A 23631-nucleotide genomic window follows, 5' to 3' on the forward strand; every position below is an offset into this window, starting at 1 on the left:
TCCCACTCAGATCTTGGCCACGACCTGGTCCCGCACGGCAGGGATGATGCTCTCGCCGTACAGACGCAGGGTCTCTTCCTTGTTGTCGTGGTCGAGGTAACCGGCGAACTGGGTGGCCCCGGCGGCCTTCAGCTGCTCCAGTTTGGCGATGTGCTGCTCGGGCGTGCCGATCAGGCAGAACCGGTCGACGATCTCGTCCGGGACGAAGTCGACGTGGTCGTTACCGGCCCGGCCGTGGGAGTTGTAGTCGTAACCGGTGCGGCCGGCGATGTAATCGGTGAGTGCCTTCGGAATGTCGCCGTCGGTGCCGTACTTGGCGACGATGTCGGCCACGTGGTTACCCACCATGCCGCCGAACCAGCGGCACTGGTCGAGGGCGTGCCGGTAGGACGCGTCGGTGCCGTCGGTGACATACATCGGGCCGGCCACGCAGAACGACAGGCTGTCGGGATCGCGCCCGGCGTCCGCCGCGGCCTTACGGACGGTGGAGATCATCCAGGTGGCGATGTCCACGTCGGCGCACTGCAGGATGAACCCGTCGCCGACCTCACCGGCCGCCTTCAGGGCGAGCGGTCCGTAGGCGGCCACCCAGACGTCGAGCTGTGAATTGCGGCTCCAGGGAAAGCGAATGGTCGATCCTTCGATCTCGACCGATCGGGAGTTGGCCAGCTCGCGGATGACGTGGGTGGCCTCGCGCATCTGCTTGAGCGTGGTCGGTTTACCGTTGGTGACCCGCACCGCCGAGTCACCCCGGCCGATCCCGCAGATCGTCCGGTTGCCGAACATCGAGTTCAGCGTGGCGAAGGTGGATGCGGTGACGGTCGCGTCCCGGGTGGCCGGGTTCGTCACCATCGGGCCGACCTTGATCTGCGCCGTCTGACTCAGGATCTGCGAGTGAACCACGTACGGTTCGAGCCACAGCACGTGCGAGTCGTAGGTCCAGAAGTAGTCGAAGCCGTGGTCCTCGGCCAGCCGGGCGAGCGAGACCACGCGGGTGGCAGGCGGATTGATCTGTACGACGACACCGAAATCCATGGTCTGATCCTTTCAGGCCAGGTACTGGCTCAGGCCGCGCTTGAGGTAGCGGCCGTGGCCGGCCCGGCCGAGGTACTTCTCGTCGTCCACGATGACCTCGCCTCGGCTGATCACGGTGTCGACGTGACCGTCGATCTCGAAACCCTCCCAGGCCGAGTAGTCCATGTTCATGTGGTGGGTCTTGTCCAGGCCGATGGACGTGTGGCCGTTCGGGTCGTAGATCACGACGTCGGCGTCGGCGCCCGGCTGGATCACGCCCTTGCGCCCGTAGAGCCCGAACATCCGGGCCGGGGTGGTGGAGGTGATCTCCACCCATCGCTCCAGGCTGATCTGCCCGTTGACGACGCCCTGGTACATCAGGTCCATCCGGTGCTCGACGCTGCCGATGCCGTTGGGGATCTTCGAGAAGTCGCCGACCCCCATCTCCTTCTGGTCTTTCATGCAGAAGGGACAGTGGTCGGTGGAGACCATCTGGATGTCGTTGGTGCGCAGGCTCTGCCACATGTGGTCCTGGTGACCCTCGGCGCGGGAGCGCAGCGGTGTCGAGCAGACCCACTTGGCACCTTCGAAACCCGTTGCCCCGAGCTGTTCCTCGAGCGACAGGTAGAGATACTGCGGGCAGGTCTCGCCGAACACGTTCAGGCCGCGGTCGCGGGCGGCGGCGATCTGCTCGACCGCCTGCTTGGCGCTGACGTGCACCACGTAGAGCGGGGCGCCGGTGAGGTCGGCGATCATGATCGCCCGGTGGGTGGCTTCCTCCTCGGCCTGCCAGGGGCGGGTGAGCCCGTGGTAATACGGGGAGGTGTTGCCGGCCTCGATCGCCTGCTGCACGAGAACGTCGATCATCGCGCCGTTCTCGGCGTGCATCATCATCATGGCGCCGTTCTCGGCGCCCTTCTGGAAGGCCCGCAGGATCTGGCCGTCGTCACTGAGGAAGACGCCCTTGTAGGCCATGAAGAGCTTGAAGCTCGTGACGCCCTCGTCGATCAGCTCGTCCATCGCCTTGAGGCTGGAGTCCTGGACGTCGGAGAGGATCTGGTGGAAGCCGTAGTCGATGGCGCAGTTCCCGGCCGCCTTCTCCTGCCACACCTGGTGCTGGCTGAGCACGTCCTGCTCGGGGTACTGCACCACGAAGTCGACGATGCTGGTGGTGCCGCCCCAGGCCGCGGCCCGGGTACCGGTCTCGAACGTGTCGCTCGCCTGGGTGCCGCCGAACGGCATCTCCATGTGGGTGTGGGCGTCGACGCCACCGGGGATGACGTACTTGCCCGCCGCGTCGATCACCCGGTCCACGTTGCGCTCGATCTCGAAGCCGAGCAGGGTCGAGCCGGGCTGCAGCACGGCGGCGACGGTGTCGCCGTCGATCAGCACGTCGGCCTGGGCCCGGCCGGTCGCCGAGACCACGGTGCCGTTCTTGATCAGTGTTTTCGTCATGATCACGGCTCCACGATCAGGCCGTAGGCGTCGGGACGACGGTCGCGGTAGAACTGCCAGTCGTCGCGCACCTGGCGAATCCGGTCCAGGTCGAGATCCCGCACGAGCAACTGCTCCTCGCTGCCGGAACCGACCTCGCCGACGTAGTTGCCCTGCGGGTCGGCGACGTACGAGGTGCCGTAGAAGTTCACGGCCTCGTCACCGAACTCGTTGTCCTCGCTGCCGACCCGGTTCGGCACCAGCACGTAGTAGCCGTTCGCGGCGGCGGCACCGGTCTGCTCCAGCTCCCAGAGCCGGTTCGACAGGCCGGGCTTGGAGGCGTTGGGGTTGAACACGATCTGCGCCCCGGCCAGGCCGAGCATGCGCCAGCCCTCGGGGAAGTGCCGGTCGTAGCAGATCGTCACGCCGACCTTGCCGACCGACGTCTCGAACACCGGCCAGCCCAGGTTGCCCGGACGGAAGTAGAACTTCTCCCAGAACTTGTCCAGGTGCGGGATGTGGTTCTTGCGGTACTTGCCCACCACTGAGCCGTCGGAGTCGACCACCACCGCGGTGTTGTAGTACACGCCCGGCATCTCCTCCTCGTAGATCGGGAGGATCATGACCATGGACAGTTCCTTGGCCAGCGCCTGGAAACGCTGCACCACCGGGCCGTCGGCCGGTTCGGCGAACTCGTAGTACTTCTTGTCCTGGGTGATACCGAAATAAGGACCGTAGAAAAGTTCCTGGAAGCAGATGACCTGGGCGCCCTGCGACGCGGCGGCGCGAGCGAAGTCCTCGTGCCGCTTGATCATCGATTCTTTGTCGCCGGTCCAGGTGGTCTGGGTGATCGCGGCTCGGATGACGGTCATGACGTCCTTTCTGCCGAGGAAGCCAGGTCTCCCGATATGGGAGGGGCCCCGCCGATCGGGGAATTCTCCTGACTCGCGTGGGTACCGGTCTAACAGATGTTCTGCGTCGTCCGGTCAATGAAATCGATTCGAACACTGATTTATCTGGGAGAAACATCGATGTCATCGAGTGGTCATGGTCACGGAGTCAGGCATAGGTTCGGTGGATGAACACCTTCGACCTGCTGAACGATTCACTGGAGCGCATCAAGGAGAACGTGGCCGCGGCGGCGGCAGGGCTGAACGCCGATCAGCTGTCCTACCGGCCCGGCGGCACGGGCAACTCCATCGCCTGGCTGCTGTGGCACCTGGCCCGGGTCCAGGACGCCCAGATCGCCGACGTCGCGGGCACCGAGCAGGTGTGGACGTCGCAGGGCTGGTTCGGGCGGTTCGCGTTGACGTTCGACGCGAAGGCCCACGGGTACGGCATGTCGGGCGACGACGTGGCCAAGGTGCGGGTCGACGACCCGCAGTTGCTCGTGGACTACTACAACGCCGCCCACGCCCGCACGGTCGAGTACCTCTCCGGGCTGAGCGAGACCGATCTGGACAAGATCGTGGACGAGGCCTGGGACCCGCCCGTCACCCTCGGCGTGCGGATCGTCAGCGTCATCGACGACGACGCCCAGCACGTCGGGCAGGCCGCCTACGTGCGTGGACTGCTGCCGAGCTGAGTCAGCCAGTGCTCGATCGGCCGACCCCACCCGTCCGCGGCGACCTGGTCTCACCGCACGGTGCTGCCTGCGGTGCTGCCTGAGGTGCTGCTGCTTGATCCGGTGCCGCCCGGTTCGTCCGGGGTGAGGGCCCGTAGCCAGTTGTGGGCCCTCAGCACAGGTGCCAGGCCGACCCGGCGGGCGAACAGCAGGGGCAGATCCATCGTGGTGAACGGGTGGGCCACGGTGGAGTCGCCGAAGTCGAAGAACCGGGCGCGGCCCTCGGCGTCCACCGCCACGTTGCCGTCGTGCAGGTCGCCGTGCTGGATCGAGACCGGAATGCTGGACGCCCGCCACCACCGGGGTTCCCGGGTCTCCCACCGGTCGGCGAGGGTTGCCAGGCGGTCGCGCATCGCCGCCGGAAGCTGCCCCGCGGTGCTGAAATCCCGCAGCATCTGCGGGTACCGGTGGGGTCGTTCGTCCGGGACCCCCTGCGTCAGAAGCTTGTCGGCGTGGGGGGGGGCGACCCGGCGCTGCAACCGGGCGAAGCTCTCGACCGGGGGTACCCAGGCGGTGAGGTCGAACGTGTCGATCTTCTTCAGGTCGCGGAGCACGGTGCCGGCCGAGGCCACGACGAGTCGGTGGGCGGCCGGGTCGGCGGCGACGAGTTCCGGCACCAGATCGGGGACGACCTCCGTGAGCGTCTGCAGCACCGTGGCCTCGTGGCCGGTCTGCGCGGTGGAACATTTGAGGTACAGATCCGGGGCCTGCGGTCTTTCGACGCGCCAGGTCGCGGCCCACGGCCGCAGCTTTATCACCTGCAGTTCCACCGGGCCGAGCACCTGGTGCGCCCAGGTGATGGCCGCAGCGATCCGTTCGTCGTGCACAGCGCCATCGTCGCACCTGCGGGTCGTTGGCAAACGGTAATTTTCGGGTCGCAGAGGACGCGGTAAAGTCGCCTTTCGAGGGTAATCCCCTCTTTGCGCGTTGCACCGCGAGTCGATGGCGTCGGGCGTGTGCCGGATGGCCGTGAGAGCAGATGTGAGAGGCAGCGGTTGTGGACAGCACTGAGCCGGCGCCGCGTACCCGTGCGGAGGCCCGGCGTGCGCAGGCCCGGAAGACGGGCCGGACACAGCCGGACCAGCCGAGTAAACCGGATCAGGTAAGTCAACCGGATCGGTCAGGTCAGCTGGATCGGTCAGGTCAACCGGATCGGCCGGGTCAACCGGATCGGCCGGGTCACTCGGGGCAGCCGGGCCGGATCACTCAGCCGGACGGGACGGGGCCGTCGGCTCAGACGGGGCTGCCGGATCGCCCGGGCTGGATCCGGCCGGGCCAGACCGGGCCGGTGAACCCGCGCCGCCCCCAGGCCAGGCCGCTGCTGGGCCCACCAGGGCGGGGCCCACAGCCCAGGACGGTGTGGGAGCGGTCGGCTCCGGGCACGCAGATCCCGGGCACGCAGATCCCGGGCACGCAGATCCCGGGCACGCAGACGCCGGGTTCGCAGACGCCGGATTCGGGAGCGAACGACTCGGCCGGTCGTGGCTCAGGTGAGCACGATCCGGGGGGACGAGGTTCTGGGGCACGGGATTCGGAGATTTCGGGTGCGGCGGTGCCTGGTTCGGGCCCGCGGGACTCGCAGGGACAGGCCGGGTGGGGTTCGGCGGTCGATGGTTCCGGTGGGCAGGGGCCGGCGGCGCCAGTTCTGGGGAGACGGGGTTTCGGGGCGCGGGATTCGGTGATTCCGGGCTCCGGCGCGCAGGGTTCAGGGGCGCAGGGTTCAGGGGCGCGCGCTCCGGCGGCACCGGATCCGGCGCCGGTCTCCGGGGTGCGTGGCTCGGGCTCGGTGGTTCAGGTCTCGGCGGAGCGTTTTTCGAGGACGTCGGATCCTTCGGCGGAGGCACCGGGCACATCGGGTTCGGGGGATCGGGCCTCGTCGAGGGCTCCTTCGTCCGGCCCGGTTCCACGGGCGGAGTCCCGGAAGGCCGGGACTCTGGGGGCCGGCGGTGAGAGGCCGGGCGATGACGGGCCGGGCGATGAGGGGCCGGACGATGAGGAGCGGCGCGATGTCGCCTCGTGGAGCGGCTCGGTGGTGAGCCGGGGGCCCGCGGCGCGGATGCCTCTGCGAGGGCCGCGGGGCGTTGCCGTGATCGCCGGCACGGTTGCCATCGTGGCGGGCGTGATCGTGGGTGGGATCGCGACCGTGCAGTCGCTGAACCAGCAGGACGGCTCCGGTGGGAACGCGTCCCTGGCCTCCGATCCGCTGACCCCGAGCGCCACCGCTTCGGCGAGCGGGACGGCCGCCCCGTCGGCATCGGCGGCCGCCTCGTCCACCGCCCGGAAGACCCCGGAGCCGACGAAGAAGCCCACCCGCCGGGCGGCCTCGGGCGAGAAGACCACCGCGCCCACCCAGCGGGCCGCCTCCACCGGGCGTTCGGGCACCACCACGAAGAAGGCGACCGCGGCGAGCAGCACCACGAAGGCATCGAGCGCGTCCACGGTGAAGGTGGCGGACCCTTCGGTGAACCTGGCCGCGTCGAAGTCGGTGCAGACCGGCGGGCACATCCAGGACTACGTCGCGAGCAATATCACCGACGGCGATGTGAGTACCTACTGGGAGGCCGAAGCCGGTTTCCCGCAGACGGTCACGGTGGATCTGGGTTCTCTGCAGACCGTCGGCCGGCTACAGCTCGCCCTGCCCCAGGTCTCGGACTGGAACAGCCGCACCCAGACGATCGCGATCAGCGGCAGCCGCACCGGCTCGTCCTGGTCACAGCTCAAGGGAGCCGCGGGTTACTCCTTCGACGCGAATTCGTCGTCGCAGAACGCGGTATCGACGTCATTCACGCAGGCCCGGGTGCGCTACCTGAGGCTGACCTTCACCGCGAACAGCGGCTGGAGTGCCGCGCAGCTGTCGGAGCTACGGGCCCATTCCTCCTGAAACACAGCGGTAGCCGCGGTGATCCACCGCGGCTACCACGTCGTCCATCATGAGTGCTCTAAATGATGCCCGAACGCATGGCGTAAGCGACCGCGTGCGAACGGTTGCGCAGGTTCAGCCGGGTCATCATCGCGTAGAGGATGTTCTTCACGGTGCGCTCGGAATACTTCATCCGGTCGGCGATCTCGGCGGTGTCGAGGCCCTCGGCGATCAGCCGCAGCACGTCCACCTCGCGGGTCTCCAGCCCGGAGGCGGTCAGGCCGCGCGGGCCGAGCACGGTCTCCTGCAGGTGGGCGACGTCTTTCAGCAACTGACCCTGGACCTCGGGCGGCAACTGACTGCCACCGCTCATCACGGTCCGGATCAGTTCGGTGAACTGGTCGGGGGTGACCTCGGAGCGCCACATCGCCCCGGCGACCCCGACCTCGGCGGCGGCCAGCCAGTCGCCGTCACCGAGATTGTCGAGGATGAGGACGAACGGGGCCGAGCAGACCTCACGCAGGCCCCGCAGGCGCCGCAGGGCCCGGCCACTGAGGCGGGGGGCCACGATCACCACGACGTCGGCCTGGGGGAGCTGGGGGGTCGGCAGCAGCTGGATGTCGGGGCTGGGGCCGATCAGTCCGGCGACCCCGGCCCGGCTGAACACGTCCACGGCCTCGACCGCGATCTTGATCCGTTGTAGCTGCCGTTCTGTCACCACGGCCGGACGGCTGGAGCCGGGCCAGGTGCGGGCGCTTTGCGGGCCGACGCTCATAGTCGAAACCGTCCCCTCCGTATGGTGCTTCTCTGGTCGGCCACCCACCGGGCCGCGTCGTGGGGTGCCCGGCCCCATCCTCCGGTCGAGACTTACCGGTGTGGGCCCGGATGTTCGAGCGACGCTGGTGAACGGTAGGCGGTGTCAATGTATACCGCGATTTTGGCACTCAAGGACATGAATGGAATGTTAAGGCTCCTTTAGATCGGGAGTTCTGATAAAGGGGCCCTGTCGAAAAGCGGGAATGCACGTGCGTATCCGGTGACCGGACGAGAGCGGTCAGTGAATCCGGGGCTGGAGGTCCGCGGTGGTGAACCGGGCCGCGTGGCTCGCGGGGAGCCCGCGCCACTGCGGCCGGGGCTGCGGCCAGCCCTCGGACGCGACGACCGTCTTGTGTTCTTCCTGACGGTAACTCAGGCCGAAATAGCCCGGACCGCGACGGCCGATCACCTCGGAGTGAGGATCGTGCTCCGCATAGGTGAAGAGCCCGTCCGGGGTGAGCATCATGCAGTTCAGGCTGACGACCATCTCGGCCCGCTCGCGAATCGACTGCGCCGTACGGGTGATCGCCTGCTCGGGCGGTGATCCCTGGTCCATCTGCTCACGGATGGCGAGGAAGTATCGCTCGCTGTCCGTGGTGCCGACGGCCGTGGCCAGGAGGCCGGGGGAGATCAGTGCGTCGAGGCTGGTGACCGGCCGGATCTCGCCGTTGTGGGCGAAGGCCGCCCGGGCGTCACCGAACGGGTGCGTGTTGTCCATCGACACTGCGAGATGGGGGCTTGCCATCCGGATGTGCAGGACGGCCATGTCGGTCACGCAGCTCTTCAGCAGGCCGCGCAGCAGATCGCTGTCGTCCGCCCGGTCGGTGCCCTTGACGATGCTGACCGCGCCGAGCTCGTCCCGGAAGGCGATCCCCCACCCGTCCTTGTGCTCACAGGCGAGTTGCAGGAAAGGGTCCAGGTCTTCGGCCAGCAGTTCGGCGATGGGGGCGGATTTTCGGGCGACTACGCCCAGAAGACGGCACACGGTGTTCACACTCCAGAAGTCAGGGAAGGGCGGATCAGGCTCGGCCGCCGGCGCCACCGATGCGGCGCTCGACCTGGCCGGCGACAGCGGCCAGGGTGAGGTTTGCGACGATGAAGACGGCTGCGACGACCACGAAGCTCTGGATCACGGTGTGGTTGAACTCTCCGAGAACTCTTGCCGAGTAGAGAAGTTCGAGATAGCTCACGACGTAGCCCAGGGTGCTGTCCTTGAGCAGGCGGATGATCTGGCTGATCAGGGCGGGCGCGGCGAGACGGATGGCCTGGGGCAGCACCACCAGGCGCATCGTCGGCCAGTAGCCCAGGCCGAGGGCGTAGGCGGCCTCGGTCTGACCCCTCGGAAGGGCTTTCACCGCGGCGCGGAAGATCTCGGCCAGCACGGCGGCGTTGGTCAGCACGATCGGGATGATCAGCTGCCAGAACAGCGGGATCCGGATGCCGGTGCTGGGCAGGCCGAGCAGGAGGGCGTAGATCAGCAGCAGCAGCGGAACGGCCCGCAAGATCTCGACGTACAGCGTGGCGGGCTTGCTCAGCAGCCGGCTGCGCGACAACCGGGCCAGGGCCAGCAGGGCCCCCAGCGGCAGGGCGATCGCGCCGCTGATCAGCGTGACCTGGAGGGTGGCCCACAGCGCGTTGAGAAGGTATCGGATCACTGGCCACTGGGTGAAAAGTTGCCATTTCGACCATTCCAGCTGGCCGTTGACGGCGAACTGTCGCACACCGGCGGCGAACATCGCCATCAGCACGATGATCGAGATCACCGTGGCGATCCGGATGCGTTGCCGGCCGCGAGGTCCCGGGACGTCGAACAGGGCGGCGTCCTGGGCCCCGATGGCCGCCAACCGGGCCCGCAGGCCGGCCGGGGACGTCACCGTGACCGGGGTCAGGCCGATCTCCGGGTCGCCGACCCCGCCCCGGGCCTGCTGCTGCGTGGTCGAGCTCATCGCTGCACCGCCAATCGCCTGTCCAGGTAACCGGCGGACCGGCCGATGATGAAGGCCATGGCCACGTAACAGACCGCGGCCGCACCGAACGTGACCAGGGGCTGGGCGTATCGCTGGTCCAGCAGCTGGGTCTGCCCGGTGAGTTCCTGCGTCACCCCGACCGCCGCGGCGAGCGAGGAGTTCAGGATGATCGCGATGAGCAGCGAGGCCAGCGGCTGGATGATGGTGCGCAGGGCCTGGGGGAGCACCACCAGCCGCAGTACCTGGCCGAAGGTGAACCCCAGAGCCCGGGCCGCCTCGATCTGCCCCTTCGCGACGGCCCGGACCCCGGATCTCATGGTTTCACTGAAAAATGTTGCCCAGTAGAGACTCATCGCCACTACCGCGGTCCCCAGCAGCGGCCCGATCAGGCCGATCTCCGGCAGGCCGAAGACGAACAGGATGAGCAGGACGAGCAGGGGGATGCTCCGCACCAGTTCCACGTAGACGGTGGCGGCCAGGCGCAGCGGCAGCACCGGACTGATCCGGCACACCGTGAGCAGCAGGCCCAGGACCCCCGCCAGGACGAACGTGGAGACGCTGATCTGGATCGAGATCAGCAGACCCTGACCGAAGACATCGAGGTTGTCGGCGATGACGTCCACGGATCAGCCGATCGTGGGCGGGGTCGGGACGTCGCCCGGCACCTCGGTGCCGACCGTGGCCTGCCACACCTTGGCCCAGGTGCCGTCGTCGATCTTCGCCTGCAGCCAGGTGTTCACGAACTTCTTGAAGTCGGCGTCGTCCTTGGCCAGGCCGATACCGTAGGGGTCTTCGGTGAACTTGCCGCCGATCACCTCGACATCGTCGTTGGTCACGGCGTTTCCGGCCAGGATGGACTGGTCGATCACGTAGGCGTCGGCCCGGCCCTGCTGCAGTGCCTGCAGTGCCTCGGTGTTGGTCTCGAACAGCTGGATCTTCGCCTCCGGCGCGGCTTCAGTGATCTTGTTCGGTGCGGTCGAGGCCGACTGCGTGACCACGGTCTTGCCGTTCAGATCGGCCAGGGTGTTGATGCCCGTGGTGCCCTTCTTCACCTCGATACCGAGACCGTCCTGGTAGTACGGGCCGGCGAAGGAGATCTTCTCGGCACGCTCCGGGGTGATCGTGTAGGTGGCGAAAACTACGTCCACCGAGCCGTTCTGGATCAGCGCCTCACGCGTCTGCGAGGTCACGTTGACCAGCTTGGTGTTCGGCTCGCCGATGATGTAGTCGGCCAGCAGCTGTGACATCGCGGCGTCGAAGCCCTCCACCTTGCCGGTGGTCGGGTTCAGCAGGGAGAACAGGGCCGAGGTCTGCACACCGCCGACGGTGAGCTCGCCCTTCTCCTTGATCTTGGCGGCGGTCGAGCCCGCCGGAAGGTCGGTGGCCGGCTGCTGGGCCTCGATCAGCGCGGCGATGGCGTCGCTGTCGGCGTTCGAGGTGGCCTGGGCGCCGCCACCGGGGACGGCGCCGGTGTCGGAGGAACCGCCGGAGCAGGCGGCGGCGAGGGCCAGGACGGCGCCGGCGGCTGCGACGGTGCCGGTGCGGCGAATGATGCTCGTCATCGGAATCTCCAGGTGAAGGGTGTTGGGGGAGAAGGCATAGCGAATTAATCCAGATACATCAGCGCGTCGGTGCGCCGCCGGACGAGAGCTGCTCAGTGGGTGAGCACCTTGGCGAGAAAGTCCGCGGCCCGGTCGTTACGCGGGTTGGTGAAGAACTGCTCGGGCGGTGCGACGTCGAGAACGCGCCCGCCGTCCATGAACACCACCCGGTCGGCCGCCTTGCGGGCGAAACCCATCTCGTGGGTGACCACGAGCATCGTCATCCCCTCGGCGGCCAGGCCGGTGAGGACGTCGAGCACCTCCTGGATCATCTCCGGGTCGAGCGCCGAGGTCGGCTCGTCGCAGAGCAGCACCTTGGGCTCCATCGCCAGGGCCCGGGCGATGGCCACTCGCTGCTGCTGGCCCCCGGAGAGCTGACCAGGGTGTTTGTGGGCGTGATCGGCCATCCCGACCCGGCCGAGCAACTCCCTGGCCAGGGCGTGGGCCCGGTCTTTGGACAGCCCGCGCACCTTGATCGGGGCCAGGGCCACGTTCTGCAGGATGGTCAGGTGCGAGAACAGGTTGAACGACTGGAACACCATGCCGGCCTGGGCCCGCAGCTGGGCCAGCTCGCGTCCCTCGGCCGGTACCGGCTTACCGGCGACCTCGATCACCCCGGAACTGATGGTCTCCAGCCGGTTGATGCATCGGCAGAGCGTGGACTTGCCCGACCCGGAGGGGCCGATCACCACCACCACTTCGCCCAGTGCCACATCCAGATTGATGTCGAAAAGGCACTGGAAAGAACCGAAGTGCTTATTAAGGTTACGAATCCGGATCAGTGAGTCCGAGTTCGCACCGCTGGTGTCCGCGACCGTTACGTCCGGCTGGTTCTGGACCTGATTCCTGCCGAACACGGTGACCTCCGGAGGGAACGGGGTGGGCGATGCGGTAATTAGAGCGAACGGCGCTCACCAGCGTCCAACGGGAGTTTTTTCGTGGATCCATCAAGACTCTTTATGGATCACGAACGCCCAGGTGAAACATGGGGCGGACATACTGGTTCGGTGGACGTACAGCAGCTCAAGGTGCTGGCCGAGGTGGCCCGCACTGGCTCGTACACGGCCGCCGCGGCTTCGCTGGGTTACACCCAGCCAGCAGTGAGTTACCAGATGCGACGCCTCCAGCAGTCCCTCGGGGCGCCGGTGGTGGTGCGGGTGGGCCGGGGTCTGCAGCTCACCGAGCTCGGCGAGGTGCTGCTGCAGCACGCCGACAATGTGTTCTCGGTGATCCGCGCGGTGGAGCAGGACATGTCCTCGGCCGTGGCCCGGGGCGGTGGCCTGGTGCGGGTGGTGGCCTTCCAGAGTGGGCTCATCCGTCTGCTCCCGCCGGTGATCGACCGGCTGCGGGTGTCGCACCCGAACATCCGCATCAGTGTCACCCAGGCCGAACCGGTGGAGGCCCGGAGACTCATCCGCTCCGGCGAGGTCGAGCTGGGCCTGCTCTGCAACTGGGCCAACGAAGACCTGCCCGAGGGCGAGAGCACCATGCTGCGGCGGGAACTCATCACCGACCGGCGGTGTGTGGTGATGCCGGCCGGACATGCCCTGGCCCAGCGCAAGGCCATCGACCTGACCGAGCTGGCCGACCAGAACTGGGTGATGGAGAGTTTCCGCGACCGCTTCATGGCGGCCTGCACCAACGCCGGTTTCAGCCCTCGCATCGTGGCCACCGTCGACGACGTGCTCACCGTCCAGGCCCTGGTGGCGAGCGGTATGGGCATCAGCATGATGAACGAGCTCGGCCTGCTCGGCCACACCCGCCCCGACCTGGTCTATCGCCCGCTGCGCGACTGGCCCTTGCGTCGTACCTACGCCCTGCTGTGGCCCGACATGGCCCGGGTGCCGGCGGTGGGCGTGGTGCTGCACGAGATCCAGGCCGTGGCCAGGGCGGTGCGCAAGAACACCCCTGGCCGCCCCGTCCCGGCCCCAGACCTGACGGGCCCCCCACCTCGTTCGTGATCAGGCCAGGCGTCGCGCAGTTCCGGATCATGCGGTCGGCCCGCCGGGGTCCTGCCGGGACTCCGCCGGGACTCTGCCGGGACTCTGGCTGGGGTGATCGACCACACTTCGCCGCTGCGGGAGGTGCGGCCGGTTGCCGGGAAGGACGAAGATAAGGGCCGACCCTTACCAGATGATCACGGAGAGCTGCATATCATGACCTCACCGGCCGGCGACGACCCGAACGGCGCGGCCCAGCCGCAGGCTGACGAGATGGCCGCAGCGGTGGCCGAGTTCGCCCGGCAGCGAGACGAGTTGGCCGTGATCACCCACCGGATGGAGACGGAGACCGTCGAGGTCACCTCACCTGATGGCCTGATCACCGTCACCAGCGCGCTCAACGGTGCGATCACCGGCCTGAGCCTCGCCGGTGAGGAGCACCGTGACCTGACCGGTGCCGCCCTGGCCGCGAAGCTGCTGGAGGCCCTGGTCACGACCCGCGAGGCCGCCCAGGCCGCCGCGCTGCAGGTGGCCGGGCCGCTCGTGGCCGGTCCTGGACCGGCCGGCACGATGGTGCCGGGCGACCCGCTGGGTGACGCCCTGGCCGATCTGGACGCGCTGTTCCGCAATCCTTTCCAGCAGCAGACCGAGCAGGACCGGCTGTGAGGCTCGGCGGCCGCGAGCCCCGGCAGAACGCGCGCCCCGCTCCGGACCCGGGCGCCTCATCGGTGGTGCGGGTCGTGCCCGGCGACCGCCGGGCGATCGGCACGATCACCGAGGCGCTGGCCGCAGCCCAGGACGGGCAGACCGTGGCCGTGGCGCCGGGGGTCTACCTGGAGAACCTGGTGATCTCCCGCCCGGTGGCGATCGTGGCCGAACAAGGGCCGGGTACGGTCCGGATCGTCAGCCCGGCGGGGGTCATGCTGGCCGCGCCGGTGCGCATTCACGGGCTGGTGCTCACCGGTGCCACCGACGGCAACCCCCAGCTGCGGGTGACCGGCGGGGTGGCGGAGCTGTCGGAGTGCGATGTGATCGCCGGCCGGGTCGACCTGGAGAACGAGGCCGCGGTGCGGATGACCATGTGCCGCATCAGCAGCGCGCCCATGGTCGGCCTGCACCTGACCGCCTCCAGCCAGGCCGTGATGGACACCTGTGTGATCACGGCCATCGACGGAACCGGCGTCGTCGTCAGCGATTCCGCCCGGTTGACGTTGCAGGAGACGCAGATCCGATCCACCCGGGGCTCCGGTCTGCGGGTGCGGGGCCAGGGCCGGGTGCAGGCCGAGGGTAGCGAGTTCTCGCGCACCGGCCGCAGCGGTGTGCTGGTCGAGGACGACGCGTCGGTGATCCTGCGCGGCTGCCGGATCGAGCGCTCAGGCACCGAGGGTCTGCGCATCCTCGGCAGCGGGCCCGCATCCGCGGCCGGTACGGCGCCGGCCGATGCCACCGGCGTCCTCCTGACCGACTGCGTGATCGAGAAGGCCACCGGCGACGGTGTTCTGGCGGGCGCGGGACAGGCCCGCCTGAGCGACTGCCGGATCGCCGGGACCGGGCGTTCCGGGGTGGTCGCGGCCGGCACCAGCGTGCTCACGCTGGAGAACTGCGTGCTCGAGAAGATGACCGGCACCGGCGTGGTCTCCCGCGACCAGGCTCAGCTCTCGTTCAGCGACGGCTCGGTGCGCCGTAGCGGGGCGAACGGGTTCTACCTCTCCGGCAGCTCCGGTGCCCGTCTGAGCGATGTCCGGGTCGAGGAGGCCACTTTCAGCGCCGTCTGCGCGGGTGACTCGGCCCAGATCGACGTCACCGGCCTGGTGGTCGCCGGAACCCCGGAGCACGGCCTGCACATCAAGGGACGCGCGGGCGCCCGGGTGCGGGGAGGTTCCGTCCGCGCGGCCGGCCTGAGCGGTGTGCAGACCGAGGGCGATGCCGAACTCGACCTCTCCGGGACAGATCTCGAGCGCTGCGGGGTAGGGGTCTCGCTGGCGTCGCGGGAGCGGGCGACGGTGGGGAAGACCGTCATCAGTGAGAGCGAGCGTTCGGCCGTGCAGATCGGGCCGGGGGCCGGTGCCACGATCCGTGAGGTGCGCGTGCGCCGGGCCGGTACGGCCGGGATCGTGCTGGAGAAGGACGCGCGGGGCACGCTCGAGGAATGTCACATTGAGGGGGCGGGCGGTTCGGGCCTGGTGGTCTGGACCGGGGCCAGTCCCACGGTGACCCGGCTGACGGTGCGGGACACCACCAAGAACGGCATCTTCGTCGGCGACGGGGCCTCGGGAACCTACGAGGACTGCGATGTCTCGGCGAGCGGGTTCCCGGCCCTGCACGTGGGCAGGAAGGCCACCCCCACGGTGACCGGCTGGCGGATCCACGACACCGAGGCCGATCTGAGTCAGGACGAGGACGCGAATCCGGAGTTCGCGAAGATTACCGTCGCGAACGTCCAGACGTCGACGATCCCGGCGGCCGCGGTCACCGCGCGCACCGGTGCGCGACTCGAGAAGGCCACGGCCGAGGGTGCTTCCGAGGCCGAGCTGGGTGTGGACGGGTTGGCGACGACCGAGCCGCAGGAGTCGCTGGACGAACTACACCACAAGCTGACCGAACTGGTCGGCCTGGAGCAGGTCAAGAACGATGTGAACGCGCTGGTCAAGCTCATGCAGATGGTGCGACGGCGGCAGGAGGCCGGACTGGCGGCGCCGCCGCTGAACCGGCACCTGGTGTTCGCCGGCAACCCGGGCACCGGCAAGACCACGGTGGCGCGGCTCTACGGAGGTCTGCTGGCCCGGCTCGGGGTGCTGGAGAAGGGGCACCTGGTCGAGGCCGACCGGGGCGCGCTGGTCGGCTCGTACGTCGGTCACACGGCGCCCAAGACCGAGGCGGTGTTCCGTAAGGCCCTGGGCGGCGTGCTGTTCCTCGACGAGGCGTACTCGCTCTCGCCGCCCGGGCAGTCGAACGACTTCGGTCAGGAGGCCATCGTCACGCTGATGAAGCTGATGGAGGACTACCGCGACGAGATCGTCGTGATCGTGGCCGGGTACTCGGGCGAGATGCACCACTTCCTCAGCTCGAACCCCGGCCTGAAGTCCCGGTTCTCGCGCACCCTGGAGTTCGTTGACTACACCTCGGAGGAACTCACCCGGATTGTCGAGATGCAGGCCGCGCACCACGAGTACGACATCACCGAGAAGACCCGTGCGTCGCTGGTGGAGTACTTCGACGCGATGGGGCGGAACGTCGGTTTCGGTAACGGCCGGGTGGCTCGTCAGCTGTTCCAGACGATGACGGAGCGTCAGGCGGCGCGACTGGCTGACACGGACCTGTCGGAATCCTCGAACGAGCTGCTGCAGCGCATCGATCCTGCGGACATCCCTCCGCATTCGATCTGAGGTACTTTCGGTCGTTGTTCGCCTCGTGACAGCATCCGCTCTCCCTAGGAGTAGACCGTGAACAGCGAACCGACGACCAGGCCGGCGGAGGACGACGACGGCAGCCGCCCGGAACTCCTCGGCCCCGGGAAGAGCCCGGTGATGGGCCGGCGTGCGATGGCCGCCGTGCCCACCCGGGGTCTGCAGGGCGTGGCCGTGATCGCCGGGTCGCTCGCGGTGGTGGCGGGCGTCGTGATCGGTGGTGTGGCGGCCGTCAGCACGGTCGCCGGCTCCGGTGGCCAAGAGCCGCAGAACGCCTCGCTGGCCGCATCGAACGTGCAGTCGACAGCAGCCCCGATCAGCTCGGCGACCGCGTCGGACACCACCGCGACCCCGACCGCCACGCCGACGGTGCGGAAGCGGAGGACGGCCACCCAGGATGCGGTTCCGGTGCGCACCCGGACGGTGACCGAGACCGCGGCGCCGACCGGCACGGCCACGGCCAAGAAGCAGTCGTCGGCCGCGAAGAAGAAGGCCTCGACCGCTGCGAAGAAGGCTGAGGCATCGCCGAACACCACGGTGCAGTGGGTCGGCATGGTCAAGAACGAGATGGTCGCCGACCGGTGCATCGACCTGGCCGGCGTCGACGGGGTGGCCCTGGGCACCAAGCCGGTGTCGCTCGTCTGCTACCCGGGCAGCACGGACAACCAGGAGTACGAGACCATCGCGCAGGCGAACGGCTCGTTTCTCCTGCGCAACGTCAAGTCTCACTACTGCCTCGACGTTCCGGGCCGGGGCGCGGACGCTTCCGGTACCGAGATCGGTATCAGTGACTGCCTGATCGGTGCGCAGGACAACCAGATGTTCAAGAAGCAGGCGCAGGGTAACGGTTTTTATCTCGTCAACGTCAAGAGCGGCCTATGTCTTGACATTTCGAACGAGGGTGGCAACGACAAGCTGGAGCAGGTGCTGACCTTGTTCCCGTGCTCGCCGACCGACGACCACATCTGGAACTTCGTCACCTCCTGATTCGGGGTCCCGGGGCAATCCTGGAGGTATCTCCGGGCATTGTTCGGATCCGGGTTCGGGGCGTATTCGGTGGGGGAGGGGCGGTGCGGCCGGCTGGTCCGCCGGCCGCACACGTTTATCCCACCGTCTCGGGCTCGGCGTCGGCCGTCTCGGTGAGCAGTGCGTAGGGATGCCCCGAGTCGTCGAGGCCCGGATGGGACACCGGTGACGGGGCGGGGCCGTCGATCGGCCCGACACCGGCCGTGGTGGCCCGGGTGCGTAGATGTTCCAGCACCTGGTGCTCGCGGCGACTGCGGGCCGAGGGCCGGGGCGTCTCCTCGACCAGGTACACGGTGGCGTCACCGTGCTGGTGGTCGAGGGCCAGCACCCGGAACCGGGACGCGGCGGGAAACAGCACAGTGTCGGTATGGCCGACGAGAAGCGGTGTGCGGCGTCCCGATTCGGACCAGATCACGTAATTGACCACGGGCCCGGTGCCGATCCCACCAGCCGGGAAGGCCTCTCGCTCGGCACGGGCGAAAGCGGGCTCGATGAGCACGCTCCCGGGGAAGAACGCGTCCAGCGACACGTCACCGCGGGGCGCCCGGTGGAAGCAGGCCCCGGGGTGCACGGGCAGCCGGGTCAGGCCGGACACCAGGCAGGCCACCGTGGGCTGGTCCTCCTCGTGGTGCTGCCCGTTGCGCAGCCGGGTGTCCAGGCCGGTCAGGGCGCCGCGCAGGTAGGCGCGCAGTACCGAGAGCTCCTGCGAGATCACGGCGGAGGACGCGTTCATCAGCATCCCGCGCAGCTGCGGCGGTTTGCTCTCGATCAGCCGGATCACCTCGGCCAGATCGGCGTCCAGCTCGGAACCGGTGCGCTCGCGGCACAGCCGGCGTTCCTGAGGAGTGCTCTGGTGACCGGGCGTCACGAGGGGTGCGAACGGCCGGGTCTCGAGCATGACCAGCGGGGGAGTCGGGTCCTCGACGTCCTCGGGCGGGTCTGCCGGGTCGGCGAGCGCGTCCAGGGCGTCGAGTTCGGGGAGCTCGTCGGTCGACTCGGGGGGTTCGGCCTCGTCCACGGGGGCGGCGGCCGGCTGTGGACCCGGGCGGGTGCCCAGACCGATCAGCAGCACGCCCAGGAGGATCAGGATGATCGATGCCGCGATCGCGACCTGCTGTGCGGACATCTAGCCGGCCCGGAGCCCGCTCTCCAGCGCGTTCCCCCGCAGCGTACGCAGCGCGTAGAACAGCCGGCTCTTCACCGTTCCGACCGGGATACCGAGGACGGCCGCGGCCTCGGCCGCGGTGCGGTCCTTCAGATAAACCTCTTCGAGAACTGCCCGGTGTTCCGGCCAGATGGAGCTGAGCATGTCGCGTACCACCATCCCGACGAGGATCTGGTCTGTCCCGTCTGTCCCATCTTGCCGCATGGGAGTGTCGTGGTGTTGCAGCTCTACCTCGGAAGGGCGGACCTGACGCATCCGGTGGCTGTCGATCGCGACGTTCGAGGCCACCCGGCGTAGCCAGGAGTTCACCGAACCGTGCTCCGGAGTGAGCATATCGATGCGTCGCCAGGCCCGGACGAACGTTTCCTGAACAATGTCCTCCGCCCGGCCGATGTCGCCGCCGACCAGCCGGGTGGTGAAGGCCAGCAGGGCCGGACGGTGGGTGCGGACGATATCGATGAAGCGCTGTTCCTGCTCGCTCCGGGGGGTGGCCGGGACGGCCTGCGGGACGGTGGACGCGGGCCGGGTCAGTTCCGCTGTCTGCGACATGCTCAGACATTCGCAAAACCAGAGCTGTGCTCGGTATGGGGTGTGCCCTCCTCCCGGGGGGATGTTCCCCCGTCCAGGACGGGGGAAAACCCTATTGCCTCTGGCCGCCTCACAGCTTTATGGCCCGGCTCCCACAGCTTTCCGGGCACCGCCCCACAGGTCTGTGGGTGACGGAACGACTACTCCCGGCTACACCTCGGCCGTCTCGGGAATCGGTGCCATCGCCGTCTGGATCAGCCGCCCGCCGCGCCGGGTGAGCAGCTGGGCCCGCCCGGGGGGCAGGTGCCGGGCCTTCACGTTGCCGAGCAGTGGACCTTCGTTCGGCGGGCAGGACAACGCCAGGTCGGGGGTGTTCAGCTCCTGCATCCGGCGCAGCACCGGGTCCATGGACATCCGCATCACGCCGGCCGCGGACCGGGTGAGCACCATGTGCAGCCCGATGTCCCCGGCCTGCGGCAGCAGCGGCACCAGGTCGGTCAGCGGGTTGTCCATGCCGGCGATCAGGTCGTAGTCGTCGATCAGCAGGAACAGCAGGGGGCCCTTCCACCAGTCGCGGCGGCGCAGCTGGTCCGGGGTGACCTCGGGTCCGGGCAGGCGGGGCTTCAGACCGGCGACGGCGTCCTGGGCGGTGGCCCGGGTGCTGTCCAGGGAGACCGAGTAGCCCAGCCGGTACTCCTCGGGGATCAGGTCGAAGAGCTCACGGCGGTAGTCCACCGCCATGATCCGCGCCTCCTTGGGGGAGTAGCGGGACAGGATGCCCCGCAGAATCACCCTCAGCATGTTGGTCTTGCCGCTCTCGGTGTCGCCCAGCACGGTCAGGTGCGGCTGGGCCCGGAAGTCGTGCCACACCGGCTTGAGGTGGGTCTCGTCCAGTCCGATCGCGATCCGCATGTCACCCTCGACCGGCGGGAGCTGGTCGACCGGCAGCTGCATCGGCAGGGTCCGTACCGGGCGCACCGTCGGCCCGGTCCAGCTGTCCACGGCGGACGACACCAGATGCCGGGTGCCCTGGGCCAGGTCGTCGGCCGTGCCCACACCGTCGATCCGGGGCAGCGCCCCGATGAAGTGCAGTTTGCTGTCGGTCAGGCCGCGGCCGGGCTTCTTGGGCACCTGCGCAGCGGCCCGCAGGTCGATGCCGGACTCCACCGCGTCACCCAGCCGCAGTTCCAGGCGGGTGCCGATCTTGTCGCGCATCGTGTGGTGGATCTCCGACCAGCGGGCCGCGGTGAGCAGGATGTGGATGCCGTAACTCAGGCCCCGGCCAGCGATCTCGCGTACCTGGGTCTCGGCCGCCTCGAACTCCTGGCGCAACGTGAACCAGCCGTCGACCACCAGGAACAGGTCACCGAACTGGTCCTCGACCTGACCGGTCGCCAGCAGCTCGCGGTAGGCCGCCATCCCGGCCACGTCGTGCTCGGCGAACTTGCGCTCCCGCTCGGTGAGGAGCGAGGAGACCTCGGCGATGGTCCGGTTGATGCGGTCCGGGTCGTGCCGGCCGGTCACCCCACCCACGTGCGGCAGGTCGGCGATCGCCGACAGCGAACCACCGCCGAAGTCCAGGCAGTAGAACTGCACCTCGCGCGGGGAATGGGTGAGTGCCAGACCGGTGATCATGGTGCGCAGCAGGGTGCTCTTGCCGCTCTGCGGGCCACCGGCGATGCCGGCGTGCCCGCCGACCCCGGACAGGTCCACCACCAGCAGGTCACGGATCTGCTCGAACGGCTTGTCGATCAGGCCGACCGGCACCTTCAGGGTCTGGCTCGGATCGGTGTCCACCGGCCGCAGACCCCGTTCGGGGTCGGGCAGCAACGGCGGCAGCACCTGGTCCAGCGTGGGCGGCTGGTCCAGCGGCGGCAGCCACACCTGGTGCGCGGGCGGGCCCTGGTCGAACAACCGGGCAGCGAGCACCGACATCACCGACGACTGCAGCGGCGCGGCCACGCCCTCCTCGTCGTCCTCCGACGTGCTGCGCTCCACGACCTCCGGCTCGGCCGGCTTCGCCACCGGCAGGTAGGTCACCCCGTACGGCAGCACCTGGCTGGCGATCACCTCCTGCCGGATCTTCGCCGAGCGCAGGCGGTGCGGGCCGGAGACGTAGGCGGCCTTGAACCGGGTGATCGTGGCGACGTCCGAACGCAGGTAGCCGTTGCCCGGAGCGGACGGCAGCTCGTAGGCGTCCGGCACACCGATGACCGAGCGCGACTCCATCGCCGAGAACGTGCGCAGGCCGATCCGGTACGAGAGGTGACCCTCCAGCTGGTGGATACGGCCGTCGTCGAGGCGCTGCGAGGCCAGCAGCAGGTGCACCGCCAGCGACCGGCCGAGCCGGCCGATCATCACGAACAGCTCGATGAAGTCGCCGTGGGTCGCGATCAGCTCGCTGAACTCGTCGACGACGAGGAAGAGGGTGGGTAGTGGGTCGAGTGAGGCACCCTTCTGCCGGGCCCGCTCGTAGTCCCGGACCGAGCTGAAATTGCCCGCCGACCGCAGCAGTTCCTGCCGGCGCACCAGCTCGCCGCTGAGCGCGTCGTGCATCCGGTCGACCAGCGCGGCCTCGTCGGCCAGGTTGGTGATGGTCGCGGACACGTGCGGCAGATCGTCCAGACCGGCGAAGGTGGCGCCACCCTTGAAGTCGACGAGGACGAAGTTCAGGGTCTCCGACGAGTGCGTCGCCGCCAGCGCCATCACCAGTGTGCGCAGCAGTTCGCTCTTGCCGGAACCGGTCGCACCGATCAGCATGCCGTGCGGGCCCATGCCGTCCTCGGCCGACTCCTTGATGTCCAGCTCGATCGGCGAACCGTCGGCCGCCACCCCGATCGGCACCCGCAGCCGGTCCTTGGGCTTGCGTGACGACCAGACCGGCCGGGGGTCGAAGGCCTCCAGGTCGTTGATGCCCAGCAGCAGCGGCAGGTCCAGGTCGGCGCTCAGGCCGTCCTGCTGCTGCTGTTCGGCCGCCCCCACCCGGGTCGAGTGCGGAGCCAGCAGCCGCGCCAGCGCATGAGCCCGGCGCAGCGACAGGCCGTCGGGGGAGCACAGACGGGTGCGCACCTCACGGCCCACCCGGTCCTTCTTCACCATGTCGACGTCCGTCGCCGTCACGTCGAGCGTCAGCACGCCCCGGCCGGCCATCTCGGCGTGACCGTCCAGGTCGATCATCACCGCGTTGCGGTACCCGGTGGCCAGGAAGCGGGCCCCGGGCGGGATCCGCCCGCCGTCGTTGATCACCACGACGAACGGTTCGTCCCGCGAAGGCGTCGCACCCGACTCGAACTTGGCGCGTTCGCCGAACGGCTGGCCGAGCATGCGCTCGACGTCCTCCAGCGAGTCGCCGAACAACCGCACCGGCCCCGCCGCGTCCACCGAACTGACGTGCTGGGCGTGCGGCAGCCACTTCAGCCACGTCCACTCGTCCACCGTCTGCTCCGAGGTGCACACCGCCAGCAGCACCTCGTCGGGAGCGTGGAAGGTGACCAGCTGGGCCAGCAGCGCCCGGATCAGCCGCCGCGCGTCGTCCTTCGATCCCTTGTCACTGCCCACCCGGATGTGGGCGAAACCCCGGATGTACAGGGCCACCGGCTGGTCCGGGATCATCGTGTAGGCCTTGATGAACCGGCGCAGGGCCTTCGCCGCGATCGGCTCCAGGTCTTCCACCGGCTTGGTCTGCAACGGCGTGATCCGCACCGCGAGCCGCTGCGAGCCGTACCCCACCCGCAGCTCGCCGAAGTCCGGGTGCGCCGGTCGGCGCTCCCAGAGACGGCTCGTCATCGCCAGCGACCACAGCGACTCCGGATCGGGATGACGCCAGGCCAGGGCCGAGCGCTGCTTCTCCGCGAACGTGCGCACCTGACGGCGGCTCTGGGAGAGATAACGCAGGTAGTCGCGGCGGTCGCCACCGACCTGGTGCTTGCGGTCGCCACCGGCGGAGACCATCTGGCCCGCCGCCATACCGATCATGCCGGCGCCCATCATGCCCATCATCAGGTAGCTCATGCCGCCACCACTGCCGTTGTTGGTGTACATGAGCACCATGCCGCCGGACATGAGCATCATCGGCAGCACGGTCACCAGCATCCGCATCCCGGCCGGCTTGACCTCCGGCAGTTCGGGCGGCTCCTGAAGAGTGATCTCCCCGTGCGGCATTTCCGGCCCGTTACGGCGGGCGGGCCGGCGGAAGGGTACGGTCGTCACACCCCTCACACGGATGGACCCGGGCACAGCGCTCACCTGA

Annotated in this window: 19 protein-coding genes; 6 read left to right on the plus strand and 13 right to left on the minus strand. The window is 68.7% G+C overall.

Features of this window, described 5'->3' with window-relative positions; all coding sequences use genetic code 11:
• Positions 1 to 6: 6 nt before the first annotated feature.
• From QSK05_RS34950 to QSK05_RS34960, 3 genes are read right to left on the minus strand one after another with little or no spacing between them, the layout of a single operon-like run.
• On the minus strand, positions 7 to 1035 hold the full coding sequence (locus QSK05_RS34950; protein WP_285601701.1) for a TIGR03842 family LLM class F420-dependent oxidoreductase: 1029 nt from the start codon (positions 1033 to 1035) through the stop codon (positions 7 to 9).
• A 12-nt stretch (positions 1036 to 1047) separates the two neighbouring features.
• Entirely contained in the window at positions 1048 to 2469 is a 1422-nt protein-coding gene (gene hydA / locus QSK05_RS34955) for a dihydropyrimidinase (protein ID WP_285601702.1), read from the minus strand.
• A gap of 2 nt (positions 2470 to 2471) precedes the next feature.
• Positions 2472 to 3320 carry a nitrilase-related carbon-nitrogen hydrolase gene (locus QSK05_RS34960; RefSeq protein WP_285601703.1) on the minus strand — a complete coding sequence of 283 codons (849 nt, stop codon included), beginning with the start codon at positions 3318 to 3320 and terminating at the stop codon, positions 2472 to 2474.
• Positions 3321 to 3526: 206 nt separating this feature from the next.
• Between QSK05_RS34960 and QSK05_RS34965 the strand changes: the two genes are divergently transcribed.
• A complete protein-coding gene (locus QSK05_RS34965; protein ID WP_285601704.1) occupies positions 3527 to 4033 on the plus strand; it encodes a mycothiol transferase in 507 nt (168 codons plus the stop codon).
• 50 nt (positions 4034 to 4083) lie between these two features.
• Here the strand turns inward: QSK05_RS34965 and QSK05_RS34970 are convergent, their stop codons facing one another.
• Positions 4084 to 4899, minus strand: coding sequence for a phosphotransferase (locus QSK05_RS34970; protein WP_285601705.1), 816 nt, complete (start codon positions 4897 to 4899; stop codon positions 4084 to 4086).
• Positions 4900 to 6104: 1205 nt separating this feature from the next.
• Here QSK05_RS34970 and QSK05_RS34975 point away from each other — a divergent pair.
• Complete coding sequence (locus QSK05_RS34975; protein WP_285601706.1) at positions 6105 to 6953, plus strand: discoidin domain-containing protein; 849 nt, start codon at positions 6105 to 6107, stop codon at positions 6951 to 6953.
• Positions 6954 to 7011: 58 nt separating this feature from the next.
• On the opposite strand, the gene QSK05_RS34980 is transcribed toward QSK05_RS34975, so the two are convergent.
• The 6 genes from QSK05_RS34980 to QSK05_RS35005 all read right to left on the minus strand — a co-directional run bounded on the left by QSK05_RS34980 (position 7012) and on the right by QSK05_RS35005 (position 12098).
• Positions 7012 to 7707 (minus strand): helix-turn-helix transcriptional regulator, encoded by a 696-nt coding sequence (locus QSK05_RS34980; RefSeq protein WP_285601707.1) that lies wholly within the window; start codon positions 7705 to 7707, stop codon positions 7012 to 7014.
• A 279-nt stretch (positions 7708 to 7986) separates the two neighbouring features.
• The gene (locus tag QSK05_RS34985) at positions 7987 to 8733 is read right to left on the minus strand and encodes a class II glutamine amidotransferase (protein WP_285601708.1); all 747 of its coding nucleotides are present in this window, start codon (positions 8731 to 8733) and stop codon (positions 7987 to 7989) included.
• Between the two features lie 34 nt (positions 8734 to 8767).
• A complete protein-coding gene (locus tag QSK05_RS34990) occupies positions 8768 to 9694 on the minus strand; it encodes an amino acid ABC transporter permease (RefSeq protein WP_285601709.1) in 927 nt (308 codons plus the stop codon).
• Positions 9691 to 10338 carry an amino acid ABC transporter permease gene (locus tag QSK05_RS34995; protein ID WP_285601710.1) on the minus strand — a complete coding sequence of 216 codons (648 nt, stop codon included), beginning with the start codon at positions 10336 to 10338 and terminating at the stop codon, positions 9691 to 9693. Before QSK05_RS34995 ends, QSK05_RS34990 begins: the two co-directional genes overlap by 4 nt.
• A gap of 3 nt (positions 10339 to 10341) precedes the next feature.
• The gene (locus QSK05_RS35000) at positions 10342 to 11277 is read right to left on the minus strand and encodes a glutamate ABC transporter substrate-binding protein (RefSeq protein WP_285601711.1); all 936 of its coding nucleotides are present in this window, start codon (positions 11275 to 11277) and stop codon (positions 10342 to 10344) included.
• 92 nt (positions 11278 to 11369) lie between these two features.
• Positions 11370 to 12098 carry an amino acid ABC transporter ATP-binding protein gene (locus tag QSK05_RS35005; RefSeq protein WP_285601728.1) on the minus strand — a complete coding sequence of 243 codons (729 nt, stop codon included), beginning with the start codon at positions 12096 to 12098 and terminating at the stop codon, positions 11370 to 11372.
• Between the two features lie 225 nt (positions 12099 to 12323).
• On the opposite strand from QSK05_RS35005, the gene QSK05_RS35010 reads away from it, so the two are divergent.
• The 4 genes from QSK05_RS35010 to QSK05_RS35025 all read left to right on the plus strand — a co-directional run bounded on the left by QSK05_RS35010 (position 12324) and on the right by QSK05_RS35025 (position 17650).
• Positions 12324 to 13277 carry a LysR family transcriptional regulator gene (locus tag QSK05_RS35010; protein ID WP_285601712.1) on the plus strand — a complete coding sequence of 318 codons (954 nt, stop codon included), beginning with the start codon at positions 12324 to 12326 and terminating at the stop codon, positions 13275 to 13277.
• A gap of 195 nt (positions 13278 to 13472) precedes the next feature.
• A complete protein-coding gene (locus tag QSK05_RS35015) occupies positions 13473 to 13922 on the plus strand; it encodes a YbaB/EbfC family nucleoid-associated protein (RefSeq protein ID WP_285601713.1) in 450 nt (149 codons plus the stop codon).
• On the plus strand, positions 13919 to 16642 hold the full coding sequence (locus tag QSK05_RS35020) for a right-handed parallel beta-helix repeat-containing protein (protein WP_285601714.1): 2724 nt from the start codon (positions 13919 to 13921) through the stop codon (positions 16640 to 16642). Before QSK05_RS35015 ends, QSK05_RS35020 begins: the two co-directional genes overlap by 4 nt.
• Before the next feature lie 57 nt (positions 16643 to 16699).
• A complete protein-coding gene (locus QSK05_RS35025; protein ID WP_285601715.1) occupies positions 16700 to 17650 on the plus strand; it encodes an RICIN domain-containing protein in 951 nt (316 codons plus the stop codon).
• Between the two features lie 115 nt (positions 17651 to 17765).
• On the opposite strand, the gene QSK05_RS35030 is transcribed toward QSK05_RS35025, so the two are convergent.
• The 3 genes from QSK05_RS35030 to eccCa form a co-directional block, all read right to left on the minus strand.
• Positions 17766 to 18815: a hypothetical protein gene (locus QSK05_RS35030; protein WP_285601716.1), complete on the minus strand. Its 1050-nt coding sequence runs from the start codon at positions 18813 to 18815 to the stop codon at positions 17766 to 17768.
• The gene (locus QSK05_RS35035; protein ID WP_285601717.1) at positions 18816 to 19403 is read right to left on the minus strand and encodes a sigma-70 family RNA polymerase sigma factor; all 588 of its coding nucleotides are present in this window, start codon (positions 19401 to 19403) and stop codon (positions 18816 to 18818) included.
• A 189-nt stretch (positions 19404 to 19592) separates the two neighbouring features.
• Positions 19593 to 23591 (minus strand): type VII secretion protein EccCa, encoded by a 3999-nt coding sequence (eccCa, locus tag QSK05_RS35040; RefSeq protein ID WP_285601718.1) that lies wholly within the window; start codon positions 23589 to 23591, stop codon positions 19593 to 19595.
• Positions 23592 to 23631 lie beyond the last annotated feature (40 nt).

The organism is Kineosporia sp. NBRC 101731 (genome assembly GCF_030269305.1).
Taxonomy (GTDB): domain Bacteria; phylum Actinomycetota; class Actinomycetes; order Actinomycetales; family Kineosporiaceae; genus Kineosporia.